Raw genomic sequence first — 17,135 nt, 5'->3', positions numbered from 1 at the left:
CAGGGAAAATAATGAACAATACTTTAATTACATCTGATAATTCATTAATGCTTTGGGCCTTTATTATGATTGCGGTCGCTGCGGCAATTATGGTGGAGCAGCGATACCGATGGGCATCTAAAATACCAGGTGCAGTTATCGCACTGATTATTGCGGTGTTAGCGTCTAACTTAAATATCATTCCAACAGAAGCTCCCGTTTACGATGCAGTTTGGGGATATATCGTGCCATTAGCGATCCCTTTGCTGTTATTCAAAACCAATTTACACAGTATTATCAAAGAAAGCTGGCGATTACTGATCTTATTTTTGATTTCTTCCGTTGCCACCATGATTGGCACAATAGTTTCTTTCCGGCTTTTCAAGGAGCATATCCCGGAACTGGATAAAATCAGCGGTATGATTTCGGCTTCATATACAGGGGGAGGTGTCAACTTTGCGGCAATGGCAGCCAAATTGGAACCTTCCCAAAGTATGACGGCATCCACCATCGTGGCCGATAATATGATGATGGCAGGTTACTTTATTATCCTGATAGCATTATCTGGCTGGACAGTAGCAAGGAAGTTCTGGGGCAGTCCTCATACTGACGCGATAGATAACAATCCAGACTTGGATAAATCCCAGACTTTTGCAGCCGCTTATTGGAAGCCGAAAAATATCGCTCTGAAAGACATCGCCTTATCACTGGCATGGTCGATTTTTATCGTCGCGCTGTCATTTCAGTTATCTACATGGCTAAAAGCCCTGCTGGGGCAACCAAACAGTATTTATCAGGAACTGCTTTTCAGTTTGATATCCGATAAATACCTGATCCTCACAACCGTGACGTTTACCCTCGTCTCGATCTTTAAAGAGACATTCAGCAAACTGAATGGCACACAGGAATTGGGGACTTATGCCATTTATATGTTCTTTGTCGTGATTGGCATTCCGGCATCAATTGAAGCCATCATTAGCCATGCACCACTGCTGTTTGCTTTCGTCTTTGTGATTGCCATGATCAACCTGTTACTGACCTTTGCTGCGGGGAAAGTGTTTAAATTCAGTCTGGAAGAGAACATTTTGGCCTGTAACGCCAATATCGGTGGGCCAACAACGGCAGCCGCTATGGCAATTAGCCGGGGCTGGGTCAATCTGGTCGGCCCGATTATGGTGATTGGTACAGTCGGTTATGTGATTGGCAACTATGTGGGGACTTTTGTGTATTTTATTGTGGGACGGATGTAATTGAGGTTGTACTGCGATAAATATCCGCCATTTTTATTTAACTAAAATATTTATTGATATTTATTTATCTAAATAATGAGAGCCTAATGGAATAGGCTAATTTTAATTTTTGAAATTATTATTTTAATCGACTATCTATAATAATATTCCATTGTTTAAATTCATTTTTTCTTTGAATTGATTAAGTAAGGCCTTGAGGCCTAAATTAAAAATAGCAATTGTTCTACTTCGTTAATTTTTTATATGATCTATTTTGTATACGTCTCAGTCGTTATCGTAAACATCACGAAAATTATCCCAAATATGCAGTCAGTTATAAAACAGTTGTCTATAAAGTTACCCATAGAAATAATCTGGTTAATTTGAGGAGCTGACATAGCACTCTCAATAGTAATAGATCGGTTTTTCCGTTGCCTAAGAACGGAATAAGTATCACAATGGATCATTATTAAAGAGGAAACCATTGTTTAGATTAGAGCCATATCATGAATATTACTGCTCGATTCTCTCCTATGATTAAAACCGTGGTTATCCTTCAATAAGCCAACTCGGTGTTATTGGTTCACCTGCCAACATGTGGCCAATTTTTTGACCACTAGGTTAAAAAATAGAGATCTTTATGAAATTCAAATCAAAAATAGAACCTTATCACTCCGCTGCGGGGGGTTGGGGTTCACTAGAGGCAACAACACGTTTTGTTTTTGATAGTAAACAAGCCTTAAAAAATATGGTTAACCTGATGCGCATGAACAAAGCCAAAGGCTTTGATTGCCCGGGATGCGCGTGGGGAGATGACAACAAAAGCCTGTTCAGTTTCTGTGAGAACGGGGCTAAGGCAATGACTTGGGAGGCGACTCGCCGGCATGTCGATCGGGCATTTTTTGCGACTTATAGCGTCAGTAAACTCTACCAACAGAGTGACTACTTCCTTGAATATCAGGGGCGGGTTGTTGAACCGATGCGTTATAACCATCAGACGGATCACTATGAACCGATTAGCTGGGATAATGCTTTTACCTTGATAGCCAAACACATTAAGGCGATGGAAAACCCTAATCAGCTAGAGCTGTATACATCCGGCCGAGCCAGTAATGAGGCGTCATGGCTTTATCAGTTGTTTGGCCGCGTGTTGGGAACGAATAACTTTCCAGATTGCTCAAATATGTGCCATGAAGCCAGTGGTTATGGCCTGCTGAAAAGTTTAGGTGTGGGTAAGGGAACCATTCGGCTGGATGATTTTGATCATGCCGATGCCATCTTCGTTTTCGGTCAGAATCCCGGTACAAACCACCCACGGATGCTACACAGTTTACGCCATGCGGCTGAACGCGGCGCACGGATCGTCACCTTTAATACCCTACGCGAACGGGGTTTAGAACGTTTTGCCGATCCACAAAAGCCACTCGAAGTGATTACCCCAATGGCAGGCGCTATCAGCCATCGTTATTATCAGCCCAAACTTGGCGGAGATATGGCTGTGGTCAGGGGAATGGTCAAGGCACTGTTAGAAACTCACAACGCATTTCTGGCGGCTGGCAAATCAGGTATTTTTGATCTGGAATTTATTTCGACTCATACGGAAGGTGTGGACGCTTATTTGCAAGAAGTTGCTGTAACGGAATGGGTATTTATTGAGAACCAATCCGGTCTGACGCAGGCACAGTTACGTGAGGCGGCCACCATTTATCAGCATGCGGATCGGGTTATCTGTACTTGGGCAATGGGGATAACTCAACATAAGCACTCTTTGGATACTGTCCGTGAAATCGCAAACCTTCAATTGCTGTTTGGGCAGTTGGGTAAAAGCGGTGCGGGGCTGTGTCCGGTACGTGGTCACAGTAATGTGCAGGGGAATCGCACGATGGGGATTAATGAACAACCCACGAAGGCTTTCCTTGATAGCATGGGTGAACATTTTGGTTTCGAACCCCCTCGCGCCCACGGCCATCATGTTGTGAAAGCATTGAGTGCTATGCTGCGTGATGAAGTAAGAGTACTGATCGCTCTGGGAGGAAACCTTGCGGCGGCTGCGCCAGATAGCCCGCGCACAGAAGAGGCGCTTCGGCACTGTGATCTTACTGTTCATATCAGTACGAAACTTAATCGGAGTCATCTTGTTACCGGTAAAAAAGAGGCGCTTATTTTGCCGGCGCTGGGACGTACCGAACAGGATATTCAGCTCAGTGGAGCACAATTTATTACGGTAGAAGACTCTTTCAGCATGGTGCATGCCTCAGAAGGGCTGAACAAACCTTTATTTGAGACTCAACGTTCTGAGACGGCGATTATTGCGGGTATTGCCAATGCGGTTGTGGGAAATACAGCAACGATTAACTGGTTAGAATTAGCAGGGAATTACAATAAAATCCGCGATCACATTGCTGCGACCATTCCGGGGTTTGCCGATTTTAATAAAAAATGTGAACAGCCCGGCGGTTTCTACCTTGGCAATGCGGCGGCGGAGCTGCGTTTTTCTACACCGAATAAAAAGGCGCAGTTCAGTGATGCTTCACTGCCGGAAAGTCTCTTCCCGCAACTGGGTGAAACAGACGTTCCTTTTACTCTGCAAACCTTGCGTTCTCACGATCAATACAACACCACTATTTATGGCTTGGACGACCGCTATCGTGGGGTTTATGGTCAGCGAGAAGTGCTCTTTATGAATCCAGAAGATATTGCTTTATTGGGGTATCAAGCGGGAGATCGGGTTGATATCGAGACGGTATGGAATGATGGTATTGAGCGCAAAGTGTATGGTTTTAAGCTGGTTCCTTATACCATTCCACGCGGCAACTTGGCGGCCTATTACCCAGAAACCAATCCATTAGTGCCGATGGATAGCATCGGTGATGGCACGGGCACACCAACATCTAAATCTGTGCCGGTTAAATTCTCTCTGACTGAGATGGGTGAAGCGGAACTTCAGCGCCTTGTATAACTCTTTGTAGCTCAATGGAAAATACGCCTCCAATCAGGAGGCGTTATCAGATTCGTCCAGAACTGCCAGAGTGAGTTACTGCTGGTCGATCAGTGGAGTGGGTGTTGCATCATAGAGGGCTTCAGTTATCTTTCTGATTTTCTCTGTTGAGTTTTTCCAGTGCTTCCAGCACGCTTGCCAATTGTTTATCAAAATCGAAAGGCCGACTTCTGGTACGCCAAAGCAGAGAACGGCCAGGTTTAAAATCAATTTCACTGACCGCTTGTTTTCCCTCAATCAGGTATTTGACAATGAAGGCATGTATGTCAGTTTGTGTCACTTTGTTCTTCACGCCCCATAAAGAGATATCGGCATCATGCAGCCGAAAATCATGGGAAGTCAGTTCTTTTCGAGGAGTCACGCCATAGAGTGTCAACCCCGAGGGTTCTGCCTGACCTGAGATTTTCACCTGTGGATAATAGGCCGCATAGATCTGCGCCCAACGCCAGCTATAAATCAGTTGCCGATGTCGAACAATCACAATTTGGTGTTGAGGCCAGAAGAAACAGACATGAAGTAGCAGAGGGATAAACAGCAGGGCTAAACCGCCAAATCCAAAAAAATAAGAAATGATGATATCAGTCATAGAATAATTATTAAGCTTGAATTTTTTGTGATACTCAATGTAGTCCCAGAAGGGAAGGGTATAATTTTTGTCAAAATTCAAGTTAGCGAGATAGCGTTCTTCTTCCAGTGATTCTGGTAAATCATTGCGTAGGTGGAATTCCTGACCATATTGAATACGAGCTTTGCTCAACATTCCCCGTGCAGTCAGTTCTTCCCAGCCTTTTACCGAGTTAAAGTTGTCAATACCGTTCCATAAGATGAGAGAACTGATCATCAGATAGGACAGGAATAGAGCGATACGCAAGCCAGGCCGCGTACTGCGCAGGATACATTGGTTATCATCAATACTATTCAGGGTAGAAAACGCTTTCAGTGTCTTCAGGTTTTTTCTTTCCATCGGCCGAGTCAGTAGTGAGGCTTGTTGTTCAACCAGAGTGGAAGGCGGTTTCTGGTGCGCAAGTGGGTTGGCGTCATCACTGGTTGCCGAATGTGCGTCGAGTGCAGCCAATATACGTGTTAATTGCGCATCAAAATCAGCGGGTTTTTTATCCCTGCGCCATAATAGGACTGGGAAACGTGTAAAATTGGTGGCAGCAACGGCGTCTTTTCCCTGTAACAAGTATTTGATGATAAAAGCGAGAACTTCATCCTGCTGTTTTTTCGTGATCATGCCAGCGAGAACGGAAAGACAAGGCTGGAATGCCCGGCGAGCTAGTGAGTTGTGACCATTCAGAGTATACAAGGCCAATCCCATAGCTTTTATTCCTGTACTACCAAAGAGGGAAATGCCTACCTGTGGGTAGCGTGCGGCGTATACTTTTCCGCGATGCCAACTGAAAAGCAATTGCCGTTTGCGGTCAATAAATATGGGTGGGGACAGAGGATAGAAAAAGCAGAGATAGATAAACAGCAAGGAAAGGCTGATTAATAGGCCAAAATGGACAATATCGTTAATAAGGGTTTGTACTCCATTTTCAAAGTAATTATAGCGAAAATACAGGTACTTTTTAAATGAGATACTATTGTCATAACCTATGGCACGGAGTTTTTCTGCATACCCCGGTAATTTTTCACGCAGAAAAAAATCATTTCCAAATTCCTCTCTGGATATTTTTACCATATTCATAATGAATTTTTCGTTGCCTTTTCTGTATTCAATAAAATTTTGAACACTGACGTAAAGGGCAAGTAGCATACCGATCAGCATAGGAAATACGAGTATCGCACGGGCAAGACGTTGTTGGTTGCGCAGGGTACATTGGTTATCGTCAATGCTATTTAATGGCAGATAGCCTTTCAAATCTTCCTGACTTTTTCTCTCCAGCGGCATTGCCAGCAGGATTTCCTGCTGGTCTATCAATGAAGTTGGTGTTACCCCATGAAGGGTTTTAGTGAGTTTGTTTGAGCTGCTCATGAACTTTTCTGACTTTTTCCTGATTATCGCTATCGCGCTTATCCAGTGCCGCCAGAATGTGTTCCAGTTGCTCATCAAAGTCAGCGGGTTTTTTATCCCTACGCAAGAACAGAGCGGGGAAGCGTTTATAATCGGTGGCAGCAACGGCGTCCTTCCCTTGCAACAGGTATTTGACGATAAAGGTATGGGCTTCATCCTGCCGGAATTTGGTGTTAAATCCCCATATAGAGCCATAGGAGAGACACATCTGGAAAGCACGGCGAGCCAGCGCGTTATCACCATCTAGCGTATACATAGCCAGTCCCATTAACTGTACGATTTTAGCGGGGCCAGCCAGATAGGAAACCCCCACTTGCGAATAACGAGCCGCATAGACTTTGCCTTTGTACCAGCTAAAAAACAGTTGTTTCTCTCGGTCAATAAATATTGGTGCTTGCAGTCGCCATAAAAAGCATCTGTGTATCAGATAGAGAGAAAAGGTCAGTAAAAAACCGAAAAGGAAAAAATCCTTAATTAAAATTCGGGTACTGGCATGATAATAGTTATAGCGGTAATAGAGGTATTTCCAGAAAGAAACTGTTTTATCATTACCAATAAAACGGGCATTTTCCATATAATCAGGAAGATCGTTGCGCAGGTGAAAATCTTCTCCATATTCTTCGCGAACGAGTTTCACCCATCGTAGAATATACGCTTCATCGTTCTCTCTCTGCTCAATAAAATCAGCGATACTGTAGTGAAAAGCCAACAATATGCCAATAAGAAGGGGAAAGAATACTATTATCCGCGCAAGCCGTTGTATGTTACGTAGGGTACATTGTTTATCATCAATGCTGTTAAGGGGAAGATAGCTTTGTAGTGCTTCGTAACTTTTCTTCTCCAGCGGCATAGCCAGCAGGGTTTCCTGCTGGTCGATCAACGGAGTTGGTATGACATCATGAAGGGTTTCAGTGAGTTTGTTTGAGCTGTTCATTTATCGGAACTCCGTGCCTTTAAATCCTATAATAGGTTTTTCATTCATTTTTTTGTTTGTTAAGTAACGTAATGGAACGGCAGTATCTTTGAATGGAATGTAATGCCAGAATAATTTCGCCGTTTCTTGATTGGGATAAGGATATCTATCTTCAACTGTGATGATGAGTTTAAGATTGCCATTTTCGCCTGTTGATTCGGCTCTTTTTAGAGCCTCACGGAATTTTGCTGTGAGTTCTTCATTATAAAGATATAGTTTCCCATCAATATATTCAGCCTGAGATTTCAACTCCTCATAACGTTTCTGTTCCTTTTTAATTAATTCTGTATGTTGTTGAATAAGTCCACCGGGAGCGGTACTACCTGAGAGCCATTGATTTACGGGTTTTTCAGGAAGAAGTTGATAAAACGCATATTGAAGGTCTGAACTGCCCTGCTGGAAAGCGGGTAGGATAAAAGTATAAATGCTTCTGGATTTGTTATATACCTGCTTGCGTTCAATGGTCAATTGGGGCATAAAAAATAGGTTTAAAAATTCCTGATTTTCAACATGAAAGGCATTCTGTGTTTCACTATCCATTCTCCTAGCTTGTTTTAATTGCTCTGCAAATGATGGACGTCTAGTCTTCCCCCAAAACGGATATTTGTCCCCATTTCCCCAAAAGCAGTTACAGATCAAATTCTGCATATCAGAACGATTGAACCATATCAGGCCAATGATACCGCCAATAATTAATAGCCACCCCATAAAAGCCATCCCTGCTATCAAAACCGATCCTATTACTGTCGCATCGATACCAGCTGCAATACCTACGCTAACAGTACCTAATGCCGCGCTGCCCAGCCCTACCGCATAGTTGCTGTATGCTGCACCTTTGTTACTGATAGATTCAGCTTTGCGACCGTCAATAAAAGAAACATAGGCTCCTATAATATTTACCAAACCAAGACTTATTTTTACCGCTTTGTTTGCCAGTGCGTCATTTAATGTGGTTGCGACTCCTTCGAATCTATTGAGCAACGCTGGAGAAGCCTTGGGTAGATATTTGGGGGCGTACTTAGTGACTTTTGATGTGATTAATAACAAGTCCGCAGTCAATGAAATAAGGGCTGTGGTGAATTTAACAATATCATAAGAATAGCTGTGTTGATCCAACGGGTTATTTTGACTGAATTTAGACTGTATAACGACAGAAGTGGCTGTGTTGACATTGAGAAACAGACTAAGGCCGGGAGCTGTTTTCTTCATTAAAATTGCAGTGTTGTGAGTACCGATTTTGAGAAAATCGAGAGAGGTATTAAAGCCTTCCTTAATGCGTATCACGGCAAGTTTAATACCTATATTGGTTTGTTTTGCCGTTATTTTGACTTGGTCAGATACCCTATGCCCTGCTTTTATTGCTGCATTCCCTGCGTTTTTGACCGCATTTTCAAATCCCTCTGTTTCATTTCCAAGCGCCGCGACACTCTGCTGCTTTTTATCGAAAAGAGATTGTGAGCGATTTAACTTTTTGAATACAGGATGGTATTTTGGCATACCCTGTGGCTTGCCACTGGGAGAATTCCGAGCTTTATTGTTTGCCATTTTATCAAATCGGTACAGGATATATTGAAAATGGTCACTGTTTATCGGGAGTCCTGCGCGGTAGTCAATAACAAAACCGAATGGCTTCAATAAAGCAGGCACAATTTTGTTGGCAATTAAGCGAATAGCTTCATCACTTAAATGGGTCAAAGGGCCTTTTAGCTTGATTGCACCCGTCTCCATTAGTGCGACGGCCTTACCGAGAATTCTGCCAAATAGCTCAAAAAATTTATCCGATACATATATCCCTATTTTCAAAGTATTATCATCCACCCACCGTTTGGATTTCTTAATCAAGTCTTTGGAATCTTGATAGAGTTTGGAGGCAATAGCTTCACTTTCACTATGGGTAATGATCTTCACCATACCTGTTGCCGCAATTTCCCAAGCATTGGTGCTGTATTGAGGAGAGGTTTTGTCAGTGGCTGTAATAATTGCAGCGTTTCTTTTCGAGTTCACTTGTTTATTTGGGTCATATACACCACCAGAGAGGGCTGCCACCGTATCAAGGAGATTTTTTAGTGTAGCCGGTTTTTCGGCCGTCAGTGAAATCAACTCTTCCAGCATTTTTTCTGATGCAATGGACATTTGTAATCCATTGAAAATATCAGAGATAAGACCAACAAAAGTATAAATTTCCTGAATATCGTTTTCCTGTAACATCTCTTTATCCTCATGGACAGAAAAGAAATGTCGGAAATAGTTATCAAGGCTACCGACTTGATCAGTAACGGTGGGATCACTGGCAAATGCTTTGAATAAACTAATGAAATTATCCTGTCGTTTTTCAAACGCTCGATTTTCTCTTTTTATCGATGGCCAGTGTTTTTTCACTGCGCCCATATTAAGGGCATCCCGAATGGAACGTCGTTTTATCGGATTTTTGTTAGAGTAGATAAGAGCATCAACATACAGCCCAATAGTTAATGGATAGAGGTTAAGACGTGCATTATGTTGCTGCCATATCTCCAGAATATCATGCGCCTCCAAAATCTCTTTCTGCCGCCCAACGGGATCATGCAGGATCACAATCCGTGCTTTTTCCTGATAGCACAATTTACTGCGGATCTCTTTCGCAATATTTTCCGCATCCATTTCATAGGATAACTGTGTCGTCAGCTCATCAATCCTGATGGATTCTAAATCCAACTCTTCAAAGTTCTTGGCATCGATTTTGGCTTTAGCCGTCGCAAACTGCTCTTTGCGAATCTTGTAGTCCTGAATCAGCCTAGTGAAGTTGGCTTCCGTAGCTTCAATGGCATGTGTCTGTTTATCGTCATCCAGGTTAATGAACTGCATGGTTTTTTGCCGCAGCGTTTCATCGCTGTCCATGCGGGCAATCACATCGGGATGCCAAAGGTGTTCACTGTAGGCAATGCTGATTTTGGAAACATCTTTCGATACAAACAGAAAAGGATATCCTTCTCCACGTAGGCCGGGCTCGGGTTCCACACCATCACGGGCATTTTTTCTGTTGCGGTATATAAACTTCCTGAAACGCTCGATTCGCGGGCTTTCGCCATTATTCCCGGAATCTTTTGGAACATCATATTTAAAAATATGAAAATATGATGTTCCACTGGGGCGATGCTTCATATCGCCTTCTTCTTTAATGTAAATCCAGCCGGGACGCATCAAACGGGCAGCATAACCTTTACTTTCTTCCAGAGACGTGGCGGACATTAAGGTGTGAATATCGGGAGGAGCTTCTGGTTTCACCAGATTTTCACCGAAAAAGTTCACATAGGCATAGCGGACAGGGTAGAGCGGCTTAATATTAGAGTCGCATGGAGAAAGGGGACTCCCCATCTCAAGCCGGGATAGCGAATGATCTGCATTTGTCGTCAAGTCTTGCATTGAAGTTGTCATGGCTGGCTCCGTGTTGTTGGGGTAAAGCATTCCTTGAGAAGTTTGTAAGCGCGCGCTTCCTGATTGGAAGGTTCAGACAAGACAGTGTTCAGCGAGTGGTTCCAGAGGGCTTCGTTTTTGACGGTGACAGACTTCGCCATAATATAATAAAGCCCAGTCAGTTCCAGCGTGAAACCGTGCAGGTAAGCGTAATTGGCATGTTTGATAATAAAGGCCGACAGTTGTTCTTCAGGAACCTGGTTTTGCTGTTGGATATTCTCTTTAATAAATACCGAAACCTTATGGAAGAACTTCTGCTCCATATATCGCTCATAATTGCGGTTCATCCTGTCGTTGATTGTCACCGTTTCAAGTTTGGTTGCTCTGAGGCTTTCCGCCACAGCAGCTTTCATCATGTTATTTTCATGACCGAAGGCGTAGAGAGCACCGATGTGTCGCATAAAGGAAGCCAGCGCACCACGGGATAGACCTTTTAAGGTCAAATCCAGTGTCGGAGGGTAGTAGAACCGGAAAAACACCCAATTTTGGCTGCGTTCTTGCTTCAGGTAGGGATATTTACGCAGATGGTTATACAGCTCATCAAATGTACTATCGCTATGGATAAAAATGCCAATATCCGGCGTGTAATGGGTGATGAAGATATCTCGCAAAAATCCGATATTCTCATGGCCTGTCAGCTCAATGAGATAAGGTGCTGCATCTTCAAGGGCGATCTGGGTTTCTCCCTTGAAAAGACAACGATAAGGCAGGCCGGATACCATTAGTGAAGGCACAATAAAGTGGCCGGCGTGTTTATGGTAAACACCGGCATCTATCACGAGATAGCAGTGGGCATATTTTTTGTTATTTTGGCTTTGCTGATACAACAAAGCATACGTATCCGCGCTGATCCAATGTCGGTTGAAGTCGTTCTCACCGGTAAAGGGAGTGCAGGGATACGGTATAATTGCCAGCTCTCCGGTATCAATCGGTAACGATTCGCTGATATCCAGTGCATTCAATATGATGATGGGCTGCACTTCGCTGAGGTTATTGCTGTTCTGGATTAAGTCTTTTTCAAGCCGTTCTGTACTGTCTAAATAGTGCAGAAAAGGAAGGATTTTCTCATATTGGCCTTCATCCGCCCGCAATGTATTTAGCATATAGTCAGATAATTGTTCTATTGCTTGATGCTGGCTGTTGGCCTGAATCAATGCCTGAGCACAGTAACACTGTGGTTGCTGCGATCCTGAACTATGATAGCTGTATGAAAAATCTGTAACCCAGATATGTTCATACTTTTGATGATAGTCTTTTTGCCTGTACATGATGTAATATCGTCAGTTTGTTAATTTTCAGCCAAAATGTTTGGATATTTCAAAGATGATTTTTATTTATTCATTCTTATGTGGATAAATAAGATATAAATAAACAGTGTTTAATAAATATCCATAACAATTATTGTTATCACTATTGAGTGGAACAGGCGGAGAACAAACGGAAATATCGGATTGTAAATCCATCAACATTATTGCAGATAGAATGATTGTCCTCGGTAAATATTTTCTATTATATTCCCTCAATAAGACTACGCAGTTCCAATAAATATTCATTGTTAATATAATGTTAAATCGATAAAATTATCGAAGGAGGAGATCATACTCCAATTTAAAGGCAGGTTAAAACAAGAAAAACCTTTCAAATACACGTCTATTTGAAATTTATTGTTGGGTTTAAAATTATAACGATAAGTTATATTTTTTATAAAAATAATCTTGATAAGTAATAACGAAATAGATTATTGAATAGGATATTATTTATGGATAATAATTTAAATTATTTGCTGATATGTAGATTAAGGAATAAATAATATTACGATCAAAGGATATTTCCCTCAATCGTAATATTAATAACCAGATATTCTTTTTAATTAATTATTTCATCATGCCGATATTTCGACATTTTCATTCAATACCAGCGCCAGCAATGCCTGGCGGGCGAAAATGCCGTTACCTGCCTGCTGGAAATAGTAGGCATAAGGAGTTTTATCCACATCTACGGTGATTTCATCGATACGTGGCAGTGGATGCAGCACTTTCAAGTTCTCTTTGACATTAACCAGATCAGCGGCGTGCAGTACGAACTGAGCTTTGATATTGGCGTACTCGGAAGGGTCAAGACGCTCTTTCTGTACGCGGGTCATATACAGGATATCCAGTTCAGGCATGACATCTTCAAAGTTATGGTGAATGCTGTAACTGACCTGCTTCTTATCCAGCATATGCAGGATATAGCTTGGCATGGCTAAGGCATCTGGGGCAATAAAGCAGAAATGGTTGCCGCTGAATTTTGCCAGTGCCTGCGTCAACGAGTGGACAGTCCGGCCATATTTCAAGTCACCGACCATAGCAATTTTAAGGTTATCCAGCTTGTGTTGGGTTTCTTGGATGGTGAACAGATCGAGCAGAGTTTGAGTTGGGTGTTGGTTTGCACCATCACCGGCGTTAATGACAGGAATATGGCCGGAAAATTCAGAAGCAAGACGAGCGGCACCTTCCTGTGGATGGCGCATCACAATCGCGTCGGCATACTGGCTGATGATAGAAATGGTATCGGCCAGTGTTTCCCCTTTTTTACCCAAGGAAGTATTGTTGCTGTCAGCAAAGCCGACAACGGAAGCACCGAGTCGCTGAATGGCCGTTTCAAAAGAGAGGCGGGTGCGTGTAGAGGCTTCAAAAAAGCAGCTTGCGATCACCTTGTGTTTCAGTAATTCAGTCTGTGGATTGGCTTTCAATGCTGCTGCCGTCTGCAATACCAATTCCAGATCCGTGCGGCTCAGATCATTAATTGAAATGATATGCTTGCGATATAACGGATTAGCCATGTTTACGTTCCTCTTTTTACTCATAGCCCTACCTGTCCAGGCAAAAAAAAGCCCCTCATTTGAGGGGCTTTTTCAATGATCGGTTTTGCAATGGGAAAAATAATACGCCCAAGCTGCCAGCAGGCAGTTTTTCGTTAGCTTGATGCTTTGTAACATCGTGTGTGGTGCAGTATGTCATGTTTTCTCCCAGCAAATCGTCGCGCATTATACTCACGATAGCATTCATCGCAAGGTTTGCCGGAAGAAATTTTTATTCTGCGTGATATGGAGAAGGCGGGTGATTGAGGGATACAACCTAGTCATTGCCACTCGGAACAGATGGATAATGGTTTCAATTCGGGTTGAGTCCCTCTCTGGTGTTCCATTATTCGAAATAATTATTTCTTTTTGTTTGGACTCTTAAAAATAAGCCAAGTCGAACCAGAATTTCAATCGCTTGGCATTCAATAACGAATTCCATAAGCATTTTTTTATTGCTAATACCGATGATTTCGAAAGCTCTTTTTAAGTGCGTTTTCACAGTATTACTTTCTATAGATAATAATCTTGCTATATCTTTAATTGATGTATTCAGAGTAGAAAGAGAGAGGCATTCTATTTGTCTGCAAGATAACTGATATCCTAATATCTGATTAATTAATTTATATATTTCGATATTTCTTATATCAAGTGTTGGAGAGCAGGGTAAGCCTATAAGTTGTGTAATAATATTTTGAATATTTATTTTTGTATGGTAATCGATAATTTTTCCATCGTTCATAACAATTTCAGTTGTTCCCTGGCAAGTAACCTGTTTACCTGTCGCAGAAATTGAATAAAATTCACCAAGATGTTTTCCTTCTGCTTCCCAGTCAATAATAATATTTTTATTATGGGTATAAAGGTTATTTTCTTTATATACCAAATTAGGAAAAGCTCTGTACCAAATTTTCAACAGTGCTATAAAAGATTCAACTCCAACATAAGTTCCAATAGGGCTTTTGATAATTGTATCTTTTTGTATCATCTGTCTTGAAATATTTGTTGTTTTTTTTGAAACCCAAATTTCATTCATAAAATCTCTAGCTTGGATTATATTTATTTCTTTTTGATTAAAAATCATAAATTTTACTCTTTCATTATTTGTTATGTTTATTTTTAATTTATTTAATTGTGAATTAAATTAACCAATTTGGTTTATTAAAGTAATTCATATGCGTAATGTCAAGATGTAATAATTTCATGAAATATAAATAATAGGGTTTGATTAATTATGGTATGATGTGTATCTTTTTGAATATTAATGTTATTTAATGTTTTTTGTTATATTGGGTATTCAAAAATCAATACTGACGTGTTGATTTATATCATAATAACTAATTGAAATTAAAACTTATAGAAATGATTTCTTTGAGTGAAATTAACATTAGTAGAATGGTACTGATTTATATAATCAATACCATAGGAAGTCGATGTTGCTCTGACGTATGCTAAGAAAAATTAATTTAATTGCTTTTTATCTTCACTCACTCTGAATTTTTCAAAACAGTAGAGTAGAAGTGAACAGGAAAATGCAGATAAAACGCTATAGTCAAACACGCTTTTAAGTAAGCCAGTCGTTGTCATTGTAACAGCAAAAATTAACAACAAGGCTGCGCTCACTAAAGCGGTTTCTTTGATTTTAAAACCTATTATTAGGAATATGGGCAGAGCAACTTCAAGAATAGTGACTCCCCAACCAAAAATAGGGATCATAAAATCGGGTGCCCAAGGGTTCAAATGCTTAACAACACCAAGGAATACCGTGAAATTACCCCACGTAATCTGTGGATCACCATATTCACCACATAAACCAAGTCTGTCAGCCACTGCGACCAAATATGCAATCGCAAGTGAATAACGTGCGATTAAAGCTGCGTATCTTAATTGAGTTCCGTTTAACATAGGCTTCTCCTGAATTTTATGATTATAGTGTTTCCTGGAAGGAATAATCCAGGAAACATATTATTCAACAGATCAATCAAGCAACTATCTTTATCAAAAGAACTATAGTTTATTAGTTGTTATCACCGATACTTATTGCCATTCTGTTTAAGGCATTCATTACTGATATGGCTGAGGTCAGATCAACAAGTTCTTTTTCTGAAAATAATTCTTCAAGACGTTCTCTAAGATCATTAAGATCTTTGTCCCTAAGACCAATGGTTAATGCTTCACACCATTCCAGTGCCAGTACTTCTTTTTGATTGTAAATACGGGAGTTGAACCAACCGGGTAACTTATCCAGCTTTTCTTCCTCAATACCTAGTTTACGCCCCATTTCTGCATGGAGTCTACAACAGTAGGCACAGCCGTTAATTTGTGAGGTTCGCATTTCAACCAAAAGAATAAGTGATTGGTCTAATTCACATTTCTGTATTTCATCATAACATTTATACAGAGGGTTCATTATTTTAGGTGAAATTTTTGCGTAATTCATTGGTGACTCCCATTTACTATTTCAATTGATATAAAAAGATGAATAAAATATAAATCTGATTCTTTGAAAACCTTATTCTAACAGGTTTATGGTGAGTTCATCGCGTGATAGTCTACCACTCCTCAAGAGCAAAGATATAGAAAATTCTAATGGGTCATTTTCAATTAATGATTCAACATTTTCAAACCAAGATTGAGAATTTTGTGCTGCAATATGTAAATTAGATGATTCATCTTGACGATTGTGCTGATAATCTGTAAAGCAGGCTGAATCCAGTTTATTGCTTGATTTCAGATTTTCTGCCAGTGCAATGGCATCACCTATTGCTAGCTTAGTCCCAGAACCAATGGAAAAGTGGGCGGAATGCGCTGCATTTCCCAATAAAACTTTTTTATCGTGAGACCAGTGTTTGCTGATCGGTGTAACAAAGCGCCGCCAATAAGCTTTTTCACGGCACGTATCATTGATTTGCAATGGATGGCCGCATAAATGCCGGTGAAAGACCTTTTCAAGAAATGCAATGGTTTGTTTCTCATCCATGTGTGCAAATCCTGTTTTTGCCCAAGTTTCATGAGTACATTCGACAACAAATGTAGAATGATCATTCTCAAATTTGTAACAATGTGCCCAAAACCAACCTGTTTCTGTCTGCTCGAAAATAAAGTTAAAGGTATCGTTAAATAGATGTGAAGTTCCTAACCATAAGTATAGGTTCTTTCCTTCATCAATGTCAGTGTCGAATTCATCTTTTAACTGATGCCTTATCTTACTGTTGGCGCCATCACTAATAACAGTCAAATCAGCGGGAAAGTTAATAAGATCTTCAGCATTCAATGAAGAGTCGTAATTAATCTTGATACCCAGATCCAGTGCCTTTTTCCTAAGGGTATTGATCATTTCTAACCGACTGATCGCAAGGAATTGGTATCCAGATGAACGGTAAGTTTTTTCTTTAATATGAATATCAATATGGTTTAATGTTGAAATATGAGGTCTGAGCTGTTCAACAATACTGGGATCGATATTGGCTAATTGCTGTAACATCGGCTCAGAAAGTACAAGCCCCCAACCCGTTGTAACGTTTGATAAATTACGTTCGTATACAACGACATCACGGTTATGATCCTGCATTTTTGCCAGAATGGAAAATACTAACCCTGCGGGGCCTGCACCAATACACTGTATCTTCATTATATCTACT

At 41.0% G+C, this 17,135-nt stretch carries 11 protein-coding genes; 2 read left to right on the top strand and 9 right to left on the bottom strand.

The window, feature by feature from the left end; genetic code table 11:
- Nucleotides 1–11: 11 nt before the first annotated feature.
- Nucleotides 12–1,229, top strand: coding sequence for a DUF819 family protein (locus tag PSI22_RS14880; protein ID WP_273580432.1), 1,218 nt, complete (start codon nt 12–14; stop codon nt 1,227–1,229).
- Between the two features lie 619 nt (nt 1,230–1,848).
- Nucleotides 1,849–4,167, top strand: a complete 2,319-nt coding sequence (locus PSI22_RS14875; protein ID WP_273580431.1) for an FdhF/YdeP family oxidoreductase — start codon at nt 1,849–1,851, stop codon at nt 4,165–4,167.
- 121 nt (nt 4,168–4,288) lie between these two features.
- Here PSI22_RS14875 and PSI22_RS14870 read toward each other — a convergent pair whose 3' ends face one another.
- The 9 genes from PSI22_RS14870 to PSI22_RS14830 all read right to left on the bottom strand — a co-directional run bounded on the left by PSI22_RS14870 (nt 4,289) and on the right by PSI22_RS14830 (nt 17,125).
- Nucleotides 4,289–6,187: a hypothetical protein gene (locus PSI22_RS14870; protein ID WP_273580430.1), complete on the bottom strand. Its 1,899-nt coding sequence runs from the start codon at nt 6,185–6,187 to the stop codon at nt 4,289–4,291.
- Nucleotides 6,162–7,160, bottom strand: coding sequence for a hypothetical protein (locus PSI22_RS14865; RefSeq protein WP_273580429.1), 999 nt, complete (start codon nt 7,158–7,160; stop codon nt 6,162–6,164). The genes PSI22_RS14870 and PSI22_RS14865 overlap by 26 nt, the downstream gene beginning before the upstream one ends.
- The gene (locus tag PSI22_RS14860) at nt 7,161–10,553 is read right to left on the bottom strand and encodes a toxin VasX (protein WP_370689036.1); all 3,393 of its coding nucleotides are present in this window, start codon (nt 10,551–10,553) and stop codon (nt 7,161–7,163) included. It lies immediately after the preceding gene.
- A 56-nt stretch (nt 10,554–10,609) separates the two neighbouring features.
- Entirely contained in the window at nt 10,610–11,920 is a 1,311-nt protein-coding gene (locus PSI22_RS14855) for a DUF4123 domain-containing protein (protein ID WP_273580427.1), read from the bottom strand.
- A 614-nt stretch (nt 11,921–12,534) separates the two neighbouring features.
- Complete coding sequence (gene pyrB, locus PSI22_RS14850) at nt 12,535–13,476, bottom strand: aspartate carbamoyltransferase (RefSeq protein ID WP_238126489.1); 942 nt, start codon at nt 13,474–13,476, stop codon at nt 12,535–12,537.
- Between the two features lie 364 nt (nt 13,477–13,840).
- Nucleotides 13,841–14,578, bottom strand: coding sequence for an ester cyclase (locus tag PSI22_RS14845; protein ID WP_273580426.1), 738 nt, complete (start codon nt 14,576–14,578; stop codon nt 13,841–13,843).
- Between the two features lie 377 nt (nt 14,579–14,955).
- Nucleotides 14,956–15,399 (bottom strand): hypothetical protein, encoded by a 444-nt coding sequence (locus PSI22_RS14840; protein WP_038184743.1) that lies wholly within the window; start codon nt 15,397–15,399, stop codon nt 14,956–14,958.
- Between the two features lie 112 nt (nt 15,400–15,511).
- Nucleotides 15,512–15,934, bottom strand: coding sequence for a carboxymuconolactone decarboxylase family protein (locus PSI22_RS14835; protein ID WP_038184744.1), 423 nt, complete (start codon nt 15,932–15,934; stop codon nt 15,512–15,514).
- Between the two features lie 72 nt (nt 15,935–16,006).
- The gene (locus PSI22_RS14830; RefSeq protein ID WP_273580425.1) at nt 16,007–17,125 is read right to left on the bottom strand and encodes an FAD-dependent monooxygenase; all 1,119 of its coding nucleotides are present in this window, start codon (nt 17,123–17,125) and stop codon (nt 16,007–16,009) included.
- Nucleotides 17,126–17,135 lie beyond the last annotated feature (10 nt).

This window comes from Xenorhabdus aichiensis, assembly GCF_028598775.1.
Lineage (GTDB): Bacteria > Pseudomonadota > Gammaproteobacteria > Enterobacterales > Enterobacteriaceae > Xenorhabdus > Xenorhabdus bovienii.
Note: the sequence above shows the minus strand (reverse complement) of the source record. Positions and strands in the feature narration are given on the sequence as shown.

What these genes read in the sequence shown, in the direction of transcription:
- PSI22_RS14880 (WP_273580432.1), top strand. Translation starts at nt 12, where the DNA reads ATGAACAATACTTTAATTACATCTGATAATTCATTAATGCTTTGGGCC.
- PSI22_RS14875 (WP_273580431.1), top strand. Translation starts at nt 1,849, where the DNA reads ATGAAATTCAAATCAAAAATAGAACCTTATCACTCCGCTGCGGGGGGT.
- PSI22_RS14870 (WP_273580430.1), bottom strand. Translation starts at nt 6,187, where the DNA reads ATGAGCAGCTCAAACAAACTCACTAAAACCCTTCATGGGGTAACACCA.
- PSI22_RS14865 (WP_273580429.1), bottom strand. Translation starts at nt 7,160, where the DNA reads ATGAACAGCTCAAACAAACTCACTGAAACCCTTCATGATGTCATACCA.
- PSI22_RS14860 (WP_370689036.1), bottom strand. Translation starts at nt 10,553, where the DNA reads ATGGGGAGTCCCCTTTCTCCATGCGACTCTAATATTAAGCCGCTCTAC.
- PSI22_RS14855 (WP_273580427.1), bottom strand. Translation starts at nt 11,920, where the DNA reads ATGTACAGGCAAAAAGACTATCATCAAAAGTATGAACATATCTGGGTT.
- pyrB (WP_238126489.1), bottom strand. Translation starts at nt 13,476, where the DNA reads ATGGCTAATCCGTTATATCGCAAGCATATCATTTCAATTAATGATCTG.
- PSI22_RS14845 (WP_273580426.1), bottom strand. Translation starts at nt 14,578, where the DNA reads ATGATTTTTAATCAAAAAGAAATAAATATAATCCAAGCTAGAGATTTT.
- PSI22_RS14840 (WP_038184743.1), bottom strand. Translation starts at nt 15,399, where the DNA reads ATGTTAAACGGAACTCAATTAAGATACGCAGCTTTAATCGCACGTTAT.
- PSI22_RS14835 (WP_038184744.1), bottom strand. Translation starts at nt 15,934, where the DNA reads ATGAATTACGCAAAAATTTCACCTAAAATAATGAACCCTCTGTATAAA.
- PSI22_RS14830 (WP_273580425.1), bottom strand. Translation starts at nt 17,125, where the DNA reads ATGAAGATACAGTGTATTGGTGCAGGCCCCGCAGGGTTAGTATTTTCC.